This window comes from Cupriavidus sp. FW305-46, assembly GCF_058787075.1.
In genome coordinates, this window is the sequence record NZ_JBYSZI010000009.1 from 90,656 (window position 1) to 107,341 (window position 16,686).

The 16,686-nt window shown below is 64.2% G+C and carries 17 protein-coding genes; 1 reads left to right on the plus strand and 16 read right to left on the minus strand.

The features are described 5' to 3' along the window. Positions 1-60: 60 nt before the first annotated feature. Genes AC3WON_RS06680 through rfbB form a run of 7 tightly spaced genes read right to left on the minus strand, consistent with a single transcriptional unit; the run spans position 61 to position 6,514 of the window. Entirely contained in the window at positions 61-822 is a 762-nt protein-coding gene (locus AC3WON_RS06680; RefSeq protein ID WP_492351469.1) for an ABC transporter ATP-binding protein, read from the minus strand. Position 823: 1 nt separating this feature from the next. After that, positions 824-1,645, minus strand: coding sequence for an ABC transporter permease (locus AC3WON_RS06685; protein WP_492351470.1), 822 nt, complete (start codon positions 1,643-1,645; stop codon positions 824-826). 1 nt (position 1,646) lies between these two features. After that, positions 1,647-3,062, minus strand: coding sequence for a mannose-1-phosphate guanylyltransferase/mannose-6-phosphate isomerase (locus AC3WON_RS06690; protein WP_492351471.1), 1,416 nt, complete (start codon positions 3,060-3,062; stop codon positions 1,647-1,649). Positions 3,063-3,102: 40 nt separating this feature from the next. Continuing rightward, positions 3,103-3,660, minus strand: a complete 558-nt coding sequence (gene rfbC / locus AC3WON_RS06695) for a dTDP-4-dehydrorhamnose 3,5-epimerase (protein ID WP_492351444.1) — start codon at positions 3,658-3,660, stop codon at positions 3,103-3,105. Beyond that, a complete protein-coding gene (gene rfbA, locus AC3WON_RS06700) occupies positions 3,657-4,535 on the minus strand; it encodes a glucose-1-phosphate thymidylyltransferase RfbA (RefSeq protein ID WP_492351445.1) in 879 nt (292 codons plus the stop codon). The genes rfbC and rfbA overlap by 4 nt, the downstream gene beginning before the upstream one ends. A 10-nt stretch (positions 4,536-4,545) precedes the next feature. After that, positions 4,546-5,460, minus strand: coding sequence for a dTDP-4-dehydrorhamnose reductase (gene rfbD / locus AC3WON_RS06705; RefSeq protein WP_492351446.1), 915 nt, complete (start codon positions 5,458-5,460; stop codon positions 4,546-4,548). Beyond that, complete coding sequence (rfbB, locus tag AC3WON_RS06710) at positions 5,450-6,514, minus strand: dTDP-glucose 4,6-dehydratase (RefSeq protein WP_492351447.1); 1,065 nt, start codon at positions 6,512-6,514, stop codon at positions 5,450-5,452. The genes rfbD and rfbB overlap by 11 nt, the downstream gene beginning before the upstream one ends. Before the next feature lie 232 nt (positions 6,515-6,746). Between rfbB and AC3WON_RS06715 the strand changes: the two genes are divergently transcribed. Beyond that, positions 6,747-7,595 carry a symmetrical bis(5'-nucleosyl)-tetraphosphatase gene (locus AC3WON_RS06715; RefSeq protein WP_492351448.1) on the plus strand — a complete coding sequence of 283 codons (849 nt, stop codon included), beginning with the start codon at positions 6,747-6,749 and terminating at the stop codon, positions 7,593-7,595. A gap of 35 nt (positions 7,596-7,630) precedes the next feature. On the opposite strand, the gene AC3WON_RS06720 is transcribed toward AC3WON_RS06715, so the two are convergent. From AC3WON_RS06720 to hemDX, 9 genes are all read right to left on the minus strand, one after another. Further along, the gene (locus tag AC3WON_RS06720; RefSeq protein ID WP_492351449.1) at positions 7,631-8,464 is read right to left on the minus strand and encodes a lysophospholipid acyltransferase family protein; all 834 of its coding nucleotides are present in this window, start codon (positions 8,462-8,464) and stop codon (positions 7,631-7,633) included. Next, entirely contained in the window at positions 8,461-9,744 is a 1,284-nt protein-coding gene (locus tag AC3WON_RS06725) for a dihydroorotase (RefSeq protein WP_492351450.1), read from the minus strand. The genes AC3WON_RS06720 and AC3WON_RS06725 overlap by 4 nt, the downstream gene beginning before the upstream one ends. Before the next feature lie 62 nt (positions 9,745-9,806). Further along, a complete protein-coding gene (locus AC3WON_RS06730) occupies positions 9,807-10,781 on the minus strand; it encodes an aspartate carbamoyltransferase catalytic subunit (protein ID WP_010813825.1) in 975 nt (324 codons plus the stop codon). A gap of 91 nt (positions 10,782-10,872) precedes the next feature. After that, a complete protein-coding gene (gene pyrR / locus AC3WON_RS06735; RefSeq protein ID WP_492318869.1) occupies positions 10,873-11,409 on the minus strand; it encodes a bifunctional pyr operon transcriptional regulator/uracil phosphoribosyltransferase PyrR in 537 nt (178 codons plus the stop codon). Further along, positions 11,406-11,831: a Holliday junction resolvase RuvX gene (gene ruvX / locus AC3WON_RS06740; protein WP_492351451.1), complete on the minus strand. Its 426-nt coding sequence runs from the start codon at positions 11,829-11,831 to the stop codon at positions 11,406-11,408. Before ruvX ends, pyrR begins: the two co-directional genes overlap by 4 nt. After that, complete coding sequence (locus AC3WON_RS06745) at positions 11,824-12,396, minus strand: YqgE/AlgH family protein (protein ID WP_010813828.1); 573 nt, start codon at positions 12,394-12,396, stop codon at positions 11,824-11,826. Before AC3WON_RS06745 ends, ruvX begins: the two co-directional genes overlap by 8 nt. Before the next feature lie 102 nt (positions 12,397-12,498). Further along, positions 12,499-13,206, minus strand: a complete 708-nt coding sequence (locus AC3WON_RS06750; protein WP_492351452.1) for a pseudouridine synthase — start codon at positions 13,204-13,206, stop codon at positions 12,499-12,501. Positions 13,207-13,365: 159 nt separating this feature from the next. Continuing rightward, entirely contained in the window at positions 13,366-14,556 is a 1,191-nt protein-coding gene (locus AC3WON_RS06755) for a heme biosynthesis protein HemY (RefSeq protein ID WP_492351453.1), read from the minus strand. Positions 14,557-14,560: 4 nt separating this feature from the next. Further along, on the minus strand, positions 14,561-16,681 hold the full coding sequence (gene hemDX / locus AC3WON_RS06760; RefSeq protein WP_492351454.1) for a fused uroporphyrinogen-III synthase HemD/membrane protein HemX: 2,121 nt from the start codon (positions 16,679-16,681) through the stop codon (positions 14,561-14,563). Positions 16,682-16,686: the final 5 nt, after the last annotated feature.

Here is a 16,686-nt window from a genome sequence, read left to right on the forward strand (position 1 = left end):
GCTCTCTGTTCCGCGATCAGCAACGTCGCGGCATTTCTTGTCCAGACTTTCGTCTGTAAGTCAGCTTGCCTCCTGCCACGCCACTTCTTCGGCCACTGCGGGAGCAATCGGAGTATCGGATACGATCCTGCCGTGCTGCATTTCGATTCGCCGAGTGCAAATCCGCTGCACCATATTCGGGTCATGTGAGGCAACCACCAGGATCGATGCATTCTGAACCAGTGCACCGAGCCGCTTTTCGGCCTTCTCGGCAAAAGCCGCATCACCGACGCTCAACCATTCGTCCATGATCAATATGTCTGCCTCAACACTCGTCGAGATAGCAAACGCCAGGCGCAACATCATGCCGCTCGAATACGTCCGTACCGGCAAGTTCAGGTATTCGTCCAACTCGCTGAAATCAGCAATCTCATCAATCTTGCTGCGGATCTTTGCCGGTGTCAGGCCATCCAGAATGCCGCGAAGATAAATGTTCTCGAAGCCTGTCGCATCAGGATCCAGTCCCATTGACACGTCCAGCAGCGAGGCGATCTTGCCCTTCGTTTCCAGCATGCCGCTCACCGGGGCGTAGACTCCGGACAGTGTCCGCAACAGCGTGGTCTTGCCAGAACCGTTGTGGCCGACCAAAGCAATCCGCTCGCCGTCAGAAAAGCGGAAGCTAAGCTGATCCAGCGCCGTCACTACCGCGTGATTGCCTGCGTCCCGGCCAATCCGGCCGCCAGTTGTCAGGTTCAACACCGCCTTTTTGAGTGAACGATGCGAGTTTTCGTAGATGGGAAAGGAAACCGAAATTTCCCGGGCATTAATGTATGAGCTCACAATGTCACAGCCAATAAGGAACACGGTTGCGATAGCGACGCATCAACAGCTGCGCGACCGCAAAGCCAAACACCAGCAAACCGATTGACCATGCCCACGACTCCCAATGGAGAGGCCGGCCGGTGATGGGCGCGCGAACCGTCTCGATCAGGTGGTACAACGGGTTATATTCGGCCACCCAGCTGCGCTCTTTCAATATCTCCGGCGACCACATAACCGGCGTGAAGAAAAACACGACCTGGATCAAATTGCCGACGATTGGCGGAATGTCGCGGAACCGCGCGCACAAGACGCCGAGCGAGACACCGACCCAAATGCCGTGCAGAAGCAACAGCGCGAGAGCCAGCGGCACCAGAAAAAACTCCCAGGTCGGCCAGTGACCGAACGCGATCAGCACGATCACTACTACCGGGAGGCTATGGAGCAAGATCGCAAAATTACGCCACGCAATCCGACAAACGTGAATTGTCAACGGAATCCGAACCTGTTTGATCAGGTAAGCCGCCCCGATAAACGACAAGCAGCCTTCATTGGCCACTGCACCGATGAACTGCCATACCACCAGGCCGACGGCCAAGTATGGAAGATAGTCGCGGATTTCCTGGTGCAGCAACGTTGAATACAACGCCCCAAGAACCACGACCATGATTGCCGTGCTCAGCGTGAACCAGAATGGTCCAATGACCGAGCGTCGATACCGCTGCTTGATGTCATGCCAGCCCAGCGTTCCCCAGATCCGCGCCGAGCGAATGCCGATGATCAGGTCATCGTTCCCGGCATGCTCCGCAAGATGCCGTTCCGTGCGTCCAGTTGCTGCAATATCCATATCAGACACGTCCATACACGTCTTCGAATCGGACGATGTCGTCCTCCCCGAGGTAATCTCCGCTTTGCACTTCGATCATGATGAGATCGACAACACCCGGATTCTCAAGCCGGTGCTTGTGTCCCGCGGGGATGTAGGTTGATTCATCCGTGGCAACCAGAAACGATTTCTCGCCGTTGACCACTTTCGCGGTGCCGCGCACCACGATCCAGTGTTCGCTGCGATGGTGATGCATTTGCAGGCTGAGACTCGCGCCCGGCTTCACCTCTATCCGCTTGATTTTGAAACGCGGACCCTCTTCGAGCACCGTATAGGTACCCCAAGGCCGGCGCACAGTGCGATGTAGCTTATAGGTATCGTGACCGCGCTTCTTCAGCTCGCCGTAGATGTGCTTCACATCCTGCGTGCGATCCTTGTGGGCAATCAGCAGCGCGTCGGGCGTATCGACCACAACGAGATTTTCGACGCCCACCGCTCCAATCAGGCGTTCATGGCTCATCACGAAACAGTTAGTGACGTCATACATGACCACGTCGCCGTCGATTCTGTTTCCGTGCGCGTCAGCCTTCTGTAGGTCGCCAAGCGCCTTCCATGACCCGATGTCGCTCCATCCAATGTTGCAAGGCACCACCGAGGCACTCGTGCACTTCTCCATCACGGCATAATCAAGTGACTCATCAGGAACCGCTCGAAAAGCTATGGAATCCAAATCGATTTGGGTCCACTCCGGGCCAGCTGCGACATGCGATTGCTTCATGCATTCGGTAGCGGCGGCAAGAATGTCCGGCCGGTGCTCATTCAGTTCGCGGAGGATGCTGCCGGCGGTAAAACAGAACATGCCGGAGTTCCACAGGAAACGCCCAGACGCAAGATATTCCTGAGCCTTTTCCAGCGTTGGCTTCTCTACGAAGCGAACAACCTTCGTTCCATCCGCCTCGATATAACCAAAGCCGGTTTCCGGCAAATCGGGCTGGATCCCGAACGTCACGATCTTGCCATCGCGCGATAGTGCTTCCGCACGTGCAACGGCTTCAGCGAACGCAGACTGATCGGCGATCAGGTGATCGGCGGTGAGGACCAGCAAGACCTGGTCCTCACCGAACGTATCGGCCACATACCGCGCAGTTACCGCGATCGCGGCTGCAGTATTGCGCCCCGCAGGTTCCAGCAGAAACGACGTGCGAACGCCATCGATACCGACTTCCCGGTACTCGTCGACGGTCTTGAAAAAGAGCTCTCGATTGGTCACCGTGATGACATGCTCAACCTCAGGCAAGCCCGCCGCCCGAAGATAGGCCTTCTGCAGCAGGCTCTGTCCATCCGCGAGCCGGATAAATGGCTTAGGATGGTGTTCGCGCGATACCGGCCAGAGCCGGGAGCCAGCGCCGCCACTCAGAATGATTGGAATTAGACTCACATCGTCCTCGCTACCAGCATCAGGCAGAAAGAGAGCAAACTCAAACTGCGTCTTCGAAAACTTCCGCCGCGTCGAAGCGCTGGCCTGCAGCATCCTTCGCTGCGAGCATCGGTTCGGCTATCGGCCAGTCGATCGATAGCGTCGGATCATTCCAGACAATGCTACGTTCGAACTCCTGGTACCAGTAGTCAGTGGTCTTGTACAGGAACTCTGCGTACTCTGAAGTCACGACAAAGCCATGCGCAAACCCTTCAGGCACCCACAGCTGGCGCTTGTTCTCGGCGGAGAGCGCGACACCGACCCATTGACCGAATGTCGGGGATTGCCTGCGGATATCCACGGCAACGTCGAAGACCTCGCCGGCCACCACGCGCACCAGCTTGCCTTGCGGGTTCTTGATCTGATAATGCAGGCCGCGGAGGACCCCACGGACTGAACGGGAATGGTTGTCCTGCACGAACTCCCGCCTCACGCCAGTCGCTTCCTCGAACTGACGAGCATTAAAGCTCTCGAAAAAAAACCCACGATCGTCGCCGAACACCTTTGGCTCGATGATCATGACGTCCGGAATCGCAGTGCGAATGACGTTCAGACTCATTTGATGGACTCCGAGATGATTTGCTGCAGGTATTTGCCGTACCCGTTCTTGGTAAGTGGCATGGCCAGCGCGGCGACCTGTTCCGCACTGATCCATTTGCTGCGGTAAGCAATCTCTTCAGGGCAAGCCACCATCAGCCCCTGGCGGTTCTGCAGTGTGGCAATAAAGCTGGCTGCTTCCAGCAACGACTCATGCGTCCCGGTATCAAGCCAAGCATACCCCCGCCCCATGATCTCCACATCCAACTGCGCTATCTCCAGATAACGCTTGTTGACATCGGTAATCTCGAGCTCGCCGCGTGCAGAAGGCTTGATATCAGCGGCAATATCGCAAACCTGGTTGTCATAGAAATACAGCCCAGTAACAGCGTAGTGGGAACGCGGCTTCAGCGGCTTCTCTTCGAGCGACAACGCACGGAAGTTCTCATCGAACTCAACGACGCCATAACGCTCGGGATCATGCACGTGATATGCAAAGACCGTTGCCCCCACCGACTGCTGGGCCGAGCGAGTCAACTGGCTAACCAGATCGTGGCCATGGAAGATGTTGTCGCCAAGAATCAGCGTGGACGGATCGTTGCCGACAAAGTCACGCCCGATGATGAAAGCCTGCGCCAACCCGTCCGGCGACGGCTGCACCGCATACTGCAGGTTGATGCCCCACTTGCTCCCGTCGCCGAGCATATCGACAAAACGCGGGGTATCTTCCGGAGTGGAGATGATCAGAATGTCCCGAATCCCCGCCAGCATCAGCGTGGACAGTGGGTAGTAAATCATCGGCTTGTCGTACACCGGCAGCAACTGCTTCGAGACCGATCGCGTGATCGGATAGAGCCGAGTACCGGAACCTCCGGCGAGGATAATGCCCTTGCGCATGATGTCTTGCTCAGGAAAAGATCTGGTTCAGCAGGTGGTGCACACCTTGCTGCCAATCTGGAAGATGGATACCGAAGGTCTGGCGCAGCTTGCCGGTGTCCAGGCGGGAGTTGGCCGGACGCGGAGCAGGCAGGGGATACGCCGTGGCGGGGATGGCCTCGATGCGGGCTGGATCCACCTTCAGGTCGATGCCTTGGGTCGCGGCGTAGCGCAGCACTTCGGTGGCGTAGGCGTGCCAGGTGGTCTCGCCGGCGGCTGCCAGGTGGTAGATGCCGGAGGCAAAGGCCTGGCGGTTGCCGTGGAGCCAGTGTCGCGCCACGATCTGTGCGGTCACATCGGCGATCAGCGCGGCCGTGGTGGGAGCGCCGAACTGGTCGGCAATCACGCGCAGGCTGTCGCGCTCGCGGCCGAGCTTGAGCATGGTCTTGGCGAAGTTACCGCCATGAGCACCAGCCACCCAGCAGGTCCGCAGAACCAGGGCGGCACCACCGGCCGCGGCAATTGCCTGCTCCCCGGCCAGCTTGCTCTTGCCATAGACCGATTGCGGATTGACGGCATCGCTTTCGACATAGGCACCGTCCTTGGTGCCGTCAAAGACATAGTCGGTCGAATAGTGGACCAGCAGACTGCCGAGAGCCTTTGCCTCCTCGGCGAGGATGCCGGGTGCCGTGCCGTTGATGGCAAAGGCCAGATCCACCTCAGTTTCCGCCTTGTCCACCGCAGTGTAGGCCGCCGGATTGACGATCACGTCGGGCCGGCAATCACGCACCACGCGACGGACTTCGTCCGGTCGCGACAGGTCGCAGCCAGTGCGATCCAGTGCCACCACGTTTCCCAGCGGCGCAAGGCTCCGGCGCAGTTCAAACCCCACCTGCCCGTTGCTGCCCGTTACGAGAATGGTCGGAACCGCGGGATTACGCTGCATATTGCTTCGCCACCCAGTTCCGGTACTCGCCAGACATCACGTCCTGCACCCACGCCTGGTTATCCAGGTACCACTGCACCGTCTTGCGCATGCCGGATTCAAACGTCTCCGCCGGCTTCCAACCCAACTCGCGCTCCAGCTTGCGAGCATCGATGGCATAGCGGCGGTCATGCCCCGGACGATCCTTCACGAAGGTAATCTGGTCGCGGTAAGAACCGGTGGCCTTCGGACGCAGTTCGTCCAGCAGATCGCACAGCGTGTGCACCACGTCCAGGTTGGTCTTCTCGTTCCAGCCGCCGACGTTGTAGGTCTCGCCGAGTCGGCCCTTGGCAAGCACTTCACGGATCGCCGAGCAGTGGTCACGCACGTACAGCCAGTCACGCACATTCAGCCCATCGCCATAGATCGGCAGCGGCTTGCCCGCCAGCGCATTGGCGATAATCAGCGGGATCAGCTTTTCCGGGAAATGATACGGACCGTAGTTGTTGGAACAGTTCGTCGTCAGGACCGGCAAGCCGTAGGTATGGTGGTATGCGCGCACCAGATGATCCGAGGCCGCCTTGGATGCCGAGTACGGGCTGTTGGGCGCGTACGGCGTCGTTTCCGAGAACTGGGGATCGGTCTCGCTCAGCGAGCCGAAAACCTCGTCGGTCGAGACATGCAGGAAGCGGAAGTCTGACTTGGCCTGCCCTTCGAGGCTGCCCCAGTAAGCGCGAGCCGCTTCCAGGAGCGTGAAGGTACCAACGATATTCGTCTGGATGAATTCGCCCGGACCATGGATGGACCGGTCTACATGGCTTTCCGCTGCGAAGTGCACGACTGCGCGCGGCTTGTAGGTCGCGAAGAGCTCGTCCAAGGCATCACGGTCACAAATATCCGTTTGCGAGAACACGTGCCGTGGATCGTCCTCGACCGACGCCAGCGTCTTCCGATTGCCTGCATAGGTGAGTTTATCGACGTTGATGACCCCATCCGCCGACTTGTCGCCCAACCATGCTAGAACGAAATTGGCGCCGATAAACCCGGCACCGCCTGTGACCAAAATATGCGACAAAACTTGCTCCTTGCCTCGATATGTTTCGATGACCCGGCAAAAGCCGAGCGCCCACCTTGTCCGCATCCTGGACGGCGGGGCGTTAAGTGCCTGCAGAAGTGGCGGTATTCTATCCGACGGATTGCTCTAACCTACGTCACCTCCCCCTCTTTTTGTAGCCTCATGTAACCATGCCACGGTATATCGGTCACAAAACTACAAATAGAAGCGAAATACTTTTTCTCCGGCTCTGATGCCCAACAATAAAGCGCCTCATTCGACACTCCACGCTGTCGGCGACCTACAAGGTTGTGCCGCCTCACTGGACACACTACTGGCAGAATTGCCGACCCCGCCAGCCCTCCGCTTCGTCGGCGACCTGGTCAACCGCGGGCCAGCCTCCCTCCAAACCCTCCGTGCCATCCGCGCTATGGGCAGCCGCGCCGAAACCGTCCTCGGCAACCACGACATCCACCTCCTCGCCGTCGCCGCTGGCGTGCGCAAAAAAGGCAAATCCGACACCCTGGACGACATCCTGACCGCCCCCGACCGTGAGGACTTGCTAATCTGGCTCCGCCATCGCCCCCTGGCCCTGCTGGAAAACAACTTCCTCCTGGTCCACGCCGGCGTCCTCCCCCAATGGACCGCCTCCCAGGTCATCGACCTCGCCCGCGAAGTCGAAGATCAACTCCAAGGCCCCAACTGGCAACGCTTCCTCGCCGACATCTTCGGCAACGCCTCCGACCGCTGGCACGACGGCCTGCGCGGCATCGAACGCCACCGGGTGGTGGTCAATGCCCTCACCCGGCTGCGCTACTGCACTGTCGATGGCGTGATGGACTTCAAGACCAAGGAAGGCCTGGGCAAGGCGCCGGACGGGTTCATGCCGTGGTTCGACGTGCCGGGGCGGCGTACCGAGGATGTGACCGTGGTATGCGGCCATTGGTCGACGCTGGGCCTGGTCATGCGGCCGAATCTGATGGCGCTGGATACTGGCTGCGTCTGGGGTGGCAAGCTGACGGCGGCCCGGTTGGCACAGGATCCTGCCGAACGGACCGTCGTTCAGGTTGATTGCCCGCAATATTGTGACCCGCTGGCCTGACTGGCAATCCCGCGTTGGCGGGGACGACAGGACGGCTAGCTGATGGCAGCGGAGCTTGGCTGGGGCACGCCACCGGGCTCGACGGGGTGGTTCAGCCGTCGGGCCGCGGCGGCAGCGTGTTCCGGCGCGCCCTGGCTGAGGTGGGCGACCACCTCCCTGGCGGAGTTCGCAAGCTCGCGACGGTCACCCGAGGCCGACGCCAGCGCGGGCCCGATCACCAGCCGGGCCTTGATCCGGGGTGCTCGCAAGACCGCTTCCAGTGACTGCAGCAACGTGGTCTCGCCGATGTAGGCGGCGGCAAGCGTTGGTTGCCCCGTAGCGGCATCGAGGTAGTTCAGCCCCAGGGGCTGAACTGGCAACCCGCCAGAAATCGGCGCCTGCATCAGGTTGGCGTGGAATGGCAGCACCTCGGTGCCGTCGGTCGTGGTGCCTTCCGGGAACACGCCGACGAGGTCGCCCTGCAGCATCACGTCGGTGATGTCGTGCAGCACGCGGTGGGCATCGCGTTTGCGCGCCCGTTCGATGAAGATCGTTCCCGTCTTGTCGCACAGCCACCCAATCAGCGGCCAGCTGCGGATCTCTGACTTGGCGACAAACCGCACCGGCTGCCAGCTGTGGATGACGTAGATATCCAGCCATGAAATATGGTTGGAAACCACCATCGCGCCCTGGCGGCCAGCGCCGTGCGACGCTGCGCCGGTGGCGTCCACCACTTCCACCTCCACCCCGCAAATCCGCAGCAACCGCCGTGACCAGCGGCGAATATGCCACTCGCGCGTGCGCACGCCCAGCCACGGGAACAGCAAGGCGCAGGTCACCAGCCCGCGCAGCAGGTGCAGCACCAGCGCGGTCTTGCGCAGCCAGATCATGCGTGGGCGTGGTTTCCGTAGACGACTTGCCCGCCGACCAGGGTCATGCGGACCTTGCCTTCCATCTCGTAGCCGAGCCACGGTGAGTTCTTGCCCTGGCTCTTGATGGAGCGGCGGTCGACCTTCCAGACCTGCCTGGGGTCGAACACGCACACGTCGGCGGCGCTGCCGACGGCCAGGGTGCCGGCCTTCAGGCCGATCACGCGCGCGGGCTCGGCGGTGATGCGGGCCAGTGCCTGGACCAGCGGGACCTTGTGCTCGGCGGCCCAGCGCAGGGTCAGCGGCAGCAGCAGTTCCAGGCCGGTTGCGCCCGGCGATGCCTCGGCGAACGGCAGCAGCTTCTCGTCGTCGTCCACTGGCGTGTGGTCGGAGCACAGGGCGTCGATGGTGCCGTCGGCCAGCGCGGCGACGATGGCGTCGCGGTCGCGCGGGCTGCGCAGCGGTGGCGAGAAGCGCATCTGCGAGTTGAAGTAGCCGATATCCATGTCGGTCAGCGAGACGTGGTGGATATTGACGTCGCAGGTCACTTTCAGGCCTTCGCGCTTGGCCTGGCGCACCAGTTCCAGCCCGGCGGCGGACGACAGGCGGCACAGGTGCACGCGCGCGCCGGTGCTGCGCATCAGTTCGAAGATGGTGTGCAGCCGCACGGTTTCGGCGATCACTGACACGCCGGACAGGCCCAGGCGCGACGCCACCGCGCCGCTGGCGGCGACGCCGCCGCCCAGGAACGGGTCTTCCGGGCGCAGCCAGACGGTGAAGCCGAAGGTCTGGGCGTACTGCAGCGCGCGCAGCAGCACCTGGGTGTTGAGGACAGGGGCCTCGGCCTGGCTGAAGCCGACGCAGCCGGCTTCCGTCAGCTGGTTCATCTCGGTCAGCGTCTCGCCCTTCAGGCCCAGCGTCAGCGCGCCCAGCGGGTACACGTGGGTCTGGTTCAGGGTGCGGGCGCGGAACTTCAGCATTTCCACCAGGCCCGGTTCGTCGAGCACCGGATCGGTATCGGGCGGGCAGACCAGGCTGGTCACGCCGCCGGCGGTGGCGGCGGCCACTTCGGATTCGAGCGTGGCCTTGTATTCGTAGCCGGGCTCGCGCAGGCGCGCGGACAGGTCGACCAGGCCGGGGCACACGATCAGGCCGCTGGCATCGACGGTCTTGTTGGCGGTGAAGTCCGCCGGGGCGCTGCCAACGCCGACGATCTTGCCGGCGGCGATGTAGAGGTCCTGCGTGGCGTCGGTGTTGCTGGCCGGATCGATCAGGCGGCCGCCCTTGATGTGAATCTTCATAGCTTGGCTTGTCGTGTCGCTTGGCTGGTTCAGTGTGTTCTGGCTCGTGTCGCTCGACCGCGTCATTCGTCGCTATTTCCCGCCACGATGCCCATCACCGCCATGCGCACGGCGATGCCGAAGGTCACCTGGTTCAGGATCACGGACTGCGGGCCGTCGGCCACGGCGGAATCGATCTCGACGCCACGGTTCATGGGTCCCGGGTGCATCACGATGGCGTCGCGATTGGCCAGTGCCAGGCGCTCCGGCGTGAGGCCGTAGGCCTTGAAGTATTCCTGCGCCGACGGCAGCAGCGCGCCGCTCATGCGCTCGTTCTGCAGCCGCAGCATGATGACCACGTCCACGCCCTTCAGGCCCTCTTCCATGTCGTGGAAGACGCGCACGCCCATCTGCTCCAGCCCCGACGGCAGCAGCGTGCGCGGACCGATGGCGCGCACTTCGGGCACGCCCAGCGTGGTCAGCGCGTGGATGTCGGAGCGTGCCACGCGCGAGTGCAGGATGTCGCCGACGATGGCCACCGTCAGGTTGGTGAAGTCCTTCTTGAAGTGCCGGATCGTGTACATGTCCAGCAGGCCTTGCGTCGGGTGCGCGTGGCGGCCGTCGCCGGCATTGATCACGTGCACGTGCGGCGCGACGTGCTCGGCGATCAGGTAAGGTGCGCCCGAGCTGGCATGGCGCACCACGAACATGTCGGCGGACATCGCCGACAGGTTGTTGATGGTGTCCAGCAGCGACTCGCCCTTGCTGGTCGACGAGGCGTTGATGTTCAGGTTCAGCACGTCCGCCGACAGCCGCTTGGCGGCGATCTCGAAAGTGGTGCGGGTGCGGGTGGAGTTCTCGAAGAACAGGTTGAACACGCTCTTGCCGCGCAGCAGCGGCACCTTCTTGACATCGCGGTCTGAGTCGGACAGCGATACGAACTGGCTGGCGGTGTCGAGGATGTGCGTGATCATGTCACGCGACAACCCCTCGATCGACAACAGGTGCTTCAGTTCGCCGTTCTTGGTGAGCTGCGGGTTGCGGAACGTCTTGGTCATGGCTGGTCGGGCGCGGGCAAAAAACGGGGGTGGTCTGGTCTCGGAGCTGGGGGTCACGCGCGCACGGCGCGCCTGGGGCATGCGGGCCGGTTCAGCCGGTGGCGGAATCGGTAGGTTCGGTCGCAAAGGCGAATTGTGCGCCAGCACCCTCGCCCTGGCGCGACAGCACCAGCGTGGTGCCGGGCGGCAGCGCCATCTCGGCGGCAGTCAGGTCGGCGGCAATCGGCAGCTGGCGCCCGCCGCGGTCGACCAGCACGCCCAGCGCCACGCGCGCGGGGCGGCCGTAGTCGAACAACTCGTTGACGGCGGCACGGATGGTGCGGCCGGTGGCCAGCACATCATCGATCAGCAGGATGTTGCGGTCATCCACCGAAAACGGCAGCGTGGTCGGCTGGGCCTGGCTGTGCAGGCCTTTCTTGGCATAGTCGTCACGATGGAAGGCAACGTTGATCACGCCATGCTCGGGCAGCTTCAGGTCAGCGGCCAGCCGCGCGGCGATCCATGCGCCGCCAGAATGGATGCCGGCCACCGACCAGCGCGCACGCTCGGCCTCGGGGATCAGGGCCCGGGCCTGGTCCAGCAGCTTGCGGTACAGCGACTCGGCGTCGGGAACGGAAATCTGCGTCATAGCGGGAATTGGTCGAAATACTGTTGCAGGATGATGCGGGCGGCCTCGGCATCGAGCTCGCCGCGGCGGGCGCCGGCCATCGACGCGGTGCGCGAGGTATAGCGCTCGTCCACCCACTCCACCGGCAGGCCGAAGCGGCCGTTGAGCTGGTTGCCGAAACGCCGCGCCAGCTTCATCGAGGGCTGCTCGCCCCCTTCGGGGTTGACCGGCATGCCGACGATCAGCTGCACCGGGTTCCACGCCTGGATGAGCGCCGCCACGGCCTCGAAGCGGCCTTCCACGGTGATATTGGGGAGAATGGTCAGCGCACGCGCCTCGCGCGTGATGAAGTTGCCCAGCGCAACGCCGATCTTTTTTTCGCCGTAGTCGAATGCCAGGACCGTGCCGTCGCGGGGCAGTTCACGCCCCACGGCATCAGGCATGCCCGGCCTCGCCGGACAGCATGGTGAAGTCGATGCCCAGCAGCCGGATGGCGGCGGCGAAGCGATCGTCGGGCGGCACGCTGAAGATGATCTCGGGGTCGGCCTGGACCGTCAGCCAGCCGTTGCGGCTGAGCTCTTCCTCCAGCTGGCCGGCGCCCCAGCCGGAGTAACCCAGCGTCAGCAGGAAGCGGTGCGGGCCGCTGCCGTTGGCCACGGCCTCGAGCACGTCCTTGGAGGTGGTCATCTCCAGCCCGCCGGGCACGGCCAGCGACGACACATAGACGCCCACCGGGTCATGCAGCACAAAGCCGCGCTCGGTCTGCACCGGGCCGCCGAAGTAGACCGGCTGGTGCGCGACTGGCTGGATTTCAAGCTTGAGGTCGATCTTGTCGAACAGCGTGGCCATGTCGATGTCGATGGGCCGGTTGATCACCAGCCCGAGCGCGCCACGCTCATTGTGTTCGCAGATATAGACGACGGAACCCGAAAAGGTCGGATCGGCCATGCCAGGCATGGCAATCAGGAACTGATTGGTCAGATTGATAGGTGCTTCGGGCTTCGCCATGCCTTGCATTTTATCAAATCGCCGGGGGTCTTCCGGAAAAGATTGGCGGGCGTTGCAGTGCAGCAATGAGCGCCCGGCCACGCTCTGGAACTGCCGCTTGGCTCAATCCTTGCGGGTCAGGGCGGCCAGCTCTTGTGCCGTCAGCCAGCGCCACTCACCTTTGGCCAGGGCCGGATCGAGCTGCAGGCCGCCAATGGCGCTGCGATGCAGCGCGCTGACATGGTTGCCGGCCGCCGCCACCATACGCTTGACCTGATGGTACTTGCCTTGCACCAGGGTCAGCCGCAGGCTGCGTTCGCCGGTGATCTCACACGCTTCTGCCGCGATCGGTGCCGGTTCGTCGAGCAGCTGCACGCCACTGCACAGCGCATCGGCCTGCTCCGGCGTGACCGGCTCGGCGGTCGTCACTTCATAGATCTTGGGCACCTTGCGCTTGGGCGAGGTCTGCGCGTGGATGAACTGGCCATCGTCGGTCAGCAGCAACAGCCCGGTGGTGTCGTGGTCCAGCCGCCCCACGGCCTGCACCTCGCGCTGGCGCAGCGGCACGGGCAGCAGGTTGTAGACGCTGGGATGATGGCGCGGGCGCTGCGAGCACTCGTAGCCGGTGGGCTTGTTCAGCATCAGGTAGGCCTTGGTGCAGGCCAGCCATTCCTCGCCGTCGACGGTGAGCCGCAGGCCGTCGACTTCAAATTGCGCGCGCGGGTCTTCGCACAGTTCGCCGTTGACCTCGACCAGCCCTGCCGCGATCAGGTCGCCGCAGTACCGGCGCGTGCCAAAGCCCTGGGATTGGAGGATGCGGTCGAGTGTCATGGAATGGAAAGTACGTAAGGATGGTTGATGGCCCGGGATGACAAGCGCCACGGAGCTCTGGGCAACCGTTTGTGTGCTCCCTCTCCAGCAAGCGGAAGAGGGAGCAAGCCGTCAGTTTGCAGGCTTTGTCAGCGGTGAGTTCGCGAGCGCCTGAAATCCTCAGGCCGCCAGCATCGCGCTCTCGCGATAATGCCGCTGCGCGTCGTCGAAGCGCTCGGTTTCCTCAAAAAGCCGCGCCAGCGCCAGGTGCGTGCGCACGCGCAGCCGGCGCTGCTGGTCGGGCTCGGCATATTTCAGCGCGCGCTCGAAGCTGGACTGGGCCTTGCCCCACAGCTTCTCGCCCAGGCACAGCACGCCCAGCGAGTAGTAGAGGTCGGCATCGGCGGGATGCGCGGCCAGCCACTTCTCGGCCTGCTGGATCTGCGGCAGCGCGTGGCCGGGAACGGCGCAATCGGCATAGCGCAGCACCAGGCGGCTGTCCCAGTTGACCTTGAGCGCGTCTTCGATGATGCGGCGGGCTTCGTTCTGCCGGCCCAGCGCAGCGAAGTAACGCGCCGCGGGTTCGGCGATGCGGGTGGCGCGGCGTTCGTCGGCGGACAATGAGCGCCAGAACTCGCTCAGCGCGTCGGCGTCGTGGCGGCGTTCCTCCAGCATGGCTTCGACGGCCATCTGCTTGAGCCGCAGCGCCAGCACCGGATGCAGCGCGTTGCGCTTTTCCAGCGAGCGCGCCAGGCGCAGCACCTCGGTCCAGTTCTTCAGGTGCTGGTGCGCGCGCAGCGCGATGCGCTGCACGTGGATCTGGCGCGCGCCCTGCGACTGCAGCTGGGCGATGGTCTCCAGCGCGCCGTCGGCATCGCGGGCATCGACCAGCAACTCGGCCATCGACACCAGCCGCGCCTGCTCGCGCTCGGGGTCGGTGACCTGCGCCATCCAGGCGTCGCGCCGCTCGGTTTCCTGCATCCGGTGCGCGGCGCGGGCGCCGATCAGCGCGGCGGTCTGGGCCTGGTCGTCCCAGGACTGCGCCTCGCGCGCGGCGCGCTCGGCGCGGGCGAAGCGGCCGGCAAACAGGTTTTCGATCGACTCGCGCAGCGCCGCCTGTGCCTTGCTCATGCGGCTGCGCTCGCGGTAGGCGGCGGCGCGGCGCGGCATGTCGGCCAGATGGCGGACGGTGGACATCACCGTCCACACCACGAAGAACAGCAACAGCAGCAAGGCCAGCGCCAGGTTCAGCGACAGCTCGACGCGATACGGCGGATAGAACAGCACCACATTGCTGTGGTTGAACTGCGTGAACAGGGCCAGCCCGACGGCGCCGCCAAACAGGACCGCAACCCAGAACAGAAGGCGCATGGGCTTACTCCTTCTTCAGGGCATGCAGCGCGCCCAGGCTTTCGGACATGGTCGGCAACTGCACCGTGACCGCGCCGGCCTGCGCCTGCCGCAGCAGCGTCAGCACCCCCTGCACCCGGCGCGACTTGGTATCGAAATAGCGGCCGATCATCGCCTGCGCGGCGGCCAGGTCGTTGCGGAACACGGGTTCGTTGCGCGACAGCAATGCCAGGCGCGCATTGAGCAGGCGCAGCTTGACGTTCTCGCGCAGGAACCAGCCCTGGTCGCCAGACAGCAGCAGCGCCTCGGCGTCGTCGACCTTGCGGATGCGGACCACCTGCGCCAGTTCTTCGCGCAGGTAATCCCACAGGCGCGTGAACCAGCCCGGGCCCGCGCCGTTGGCGGCGGCCGGCGCGCTGGCACCGTTGGCCGCGGCGCCCTTGCGGGCGTCGGCCTCGCTGCGCTCCAGCATGCGTTCGCTGGACAGCAGCGGCAGTGAGTCGACCTGGTTGATGGCCTCGTCCAGTTTAATTGCAGAGCCGGTCAGGTCGGTGTCGGGCACCGCCTTCATGCGCGCGACGTCGCGCGCGATCGCGCGGCGCAGCAGGTTGTATTGCGGCTTGTCGGCGCGCGCCAGGCGGGCGTCGGCGCTTTGCAGCGCGGCCAGCGCCACCTGCACGTTGCCGGTCAGCTGCAGTTGCTGGCCGGCACTGGTCAGCAACTGCTGGATCTCGGCGATTTCCCAGTCGTCGCGGTTGCGCATCAGGTCCTGGTAGACCTGTTCCAGCGCCACCTGCTTGTCGCGGGTCTCTCCGACCTGGTTCTCCAGTGCACCGACCTTGGCCTGCAGTTCCTTGACCGTGTCCTGCGCGTTGTGGGTGAGCACGCGCGACTCCTGCACCAGCGCATCATTGCTTTGCTGGCGGCGCGCGAGCTCGCCGGTCAGGTGGTCAACGCGCTGCTGCAGCCACCAGAAGCCGCCAGCCGTCGCCACCACCAGCACGGCGACGAGCGCCCACAACGCAGCGGACCGCCGTGAGGCTGCACTGGGAGCAGCGGGGGTAGCGGGGCCCGGCGCGGGCGCGGCTTGCGCCGATGCTGCGGAGGCCGCCGTGGGCGGCGGCGTAGCGGAGGAGGACGTGGTTTCTTGCGTCACGCGTTCGACCTTCGTTGACGTTGCGGGAACTGCTGCGTCCGGCACGGGGGCCGGCGGCGCTTCGGCTGTGGCGCTGGGCGGGCTGGCTTCGATTGCCGCGCTGGCCATGCTTGCCGGCGCCGGACCGGCATGGGCATCGGCCCACTGCAGGCACGCCGCCAGCAGGCCGGCATCGCCCGGGGCGGCGCGCAGGATATGGGGAAAGCCCAGCGCCAGCGCCTGTTCGGCGATTCTCGCATGCGGCGCGATGCACTGCACCTGCCGCAGGGCAGCGTCTTCCTCAGGCGACAGATGCTGGCGTGCCAGCGCGTCAAGGTTGCGCACCGCTTCAGAACTGGTTAGGAGCCACGCATGCGGCGCCGCGCCGGGACGCAGGTTGTCGCGCACGGCCTGCCACTGCATGGCGCTGGGTTCGGGCAGCGTGCGCTGGTAGGCCTCGACGGCCTCGACCTGGGCGCCGGCCTCGCGCAGGCGGTCGCCCAGCCAGTCGCGCCCGCCGTTGCCGCGGATGATCAGGACCGGCTTGCCCGCCAGCGCGGCGGGATCGAGCTGGGCCCACAGGGCCTCGGAGTCGAAGCGCAGCGCTTCGGCCTCCGGTGCGGCGTCATCGGGACCCTGTCCGTTTGCGGCAGCGCCCGCGGGCGCGATCACCCGGCACGCGGGCGGCGCGATGCCGCGCTCGGCCAGGGCCGCGACGCTGGCCGGGCCGACCACCGCCACCGGCACCTGCGCCGGCCATGGGGCCACGGCCACGCCCTGCACGCCGGCCAGTGCGTCGAGCGCGTAGGCAATGGCATTGGGACTGACAAAGACCACCAGCGCAAAGGTGTTCAGCCGCGCCAGCGCCGCGCGCAGCGGCGCGTCGTCAACGGCCGGGCCGATGCCCAGCAAGGGAAAGCTGAGTACGTCCAGGCCCGCGGCCTGCAGCGCCTCGGTCAGTTGCCGGGACTGCCCGGCGGGTCGTGTGACAACGACGGTCGGGCTGGGCATGGGGC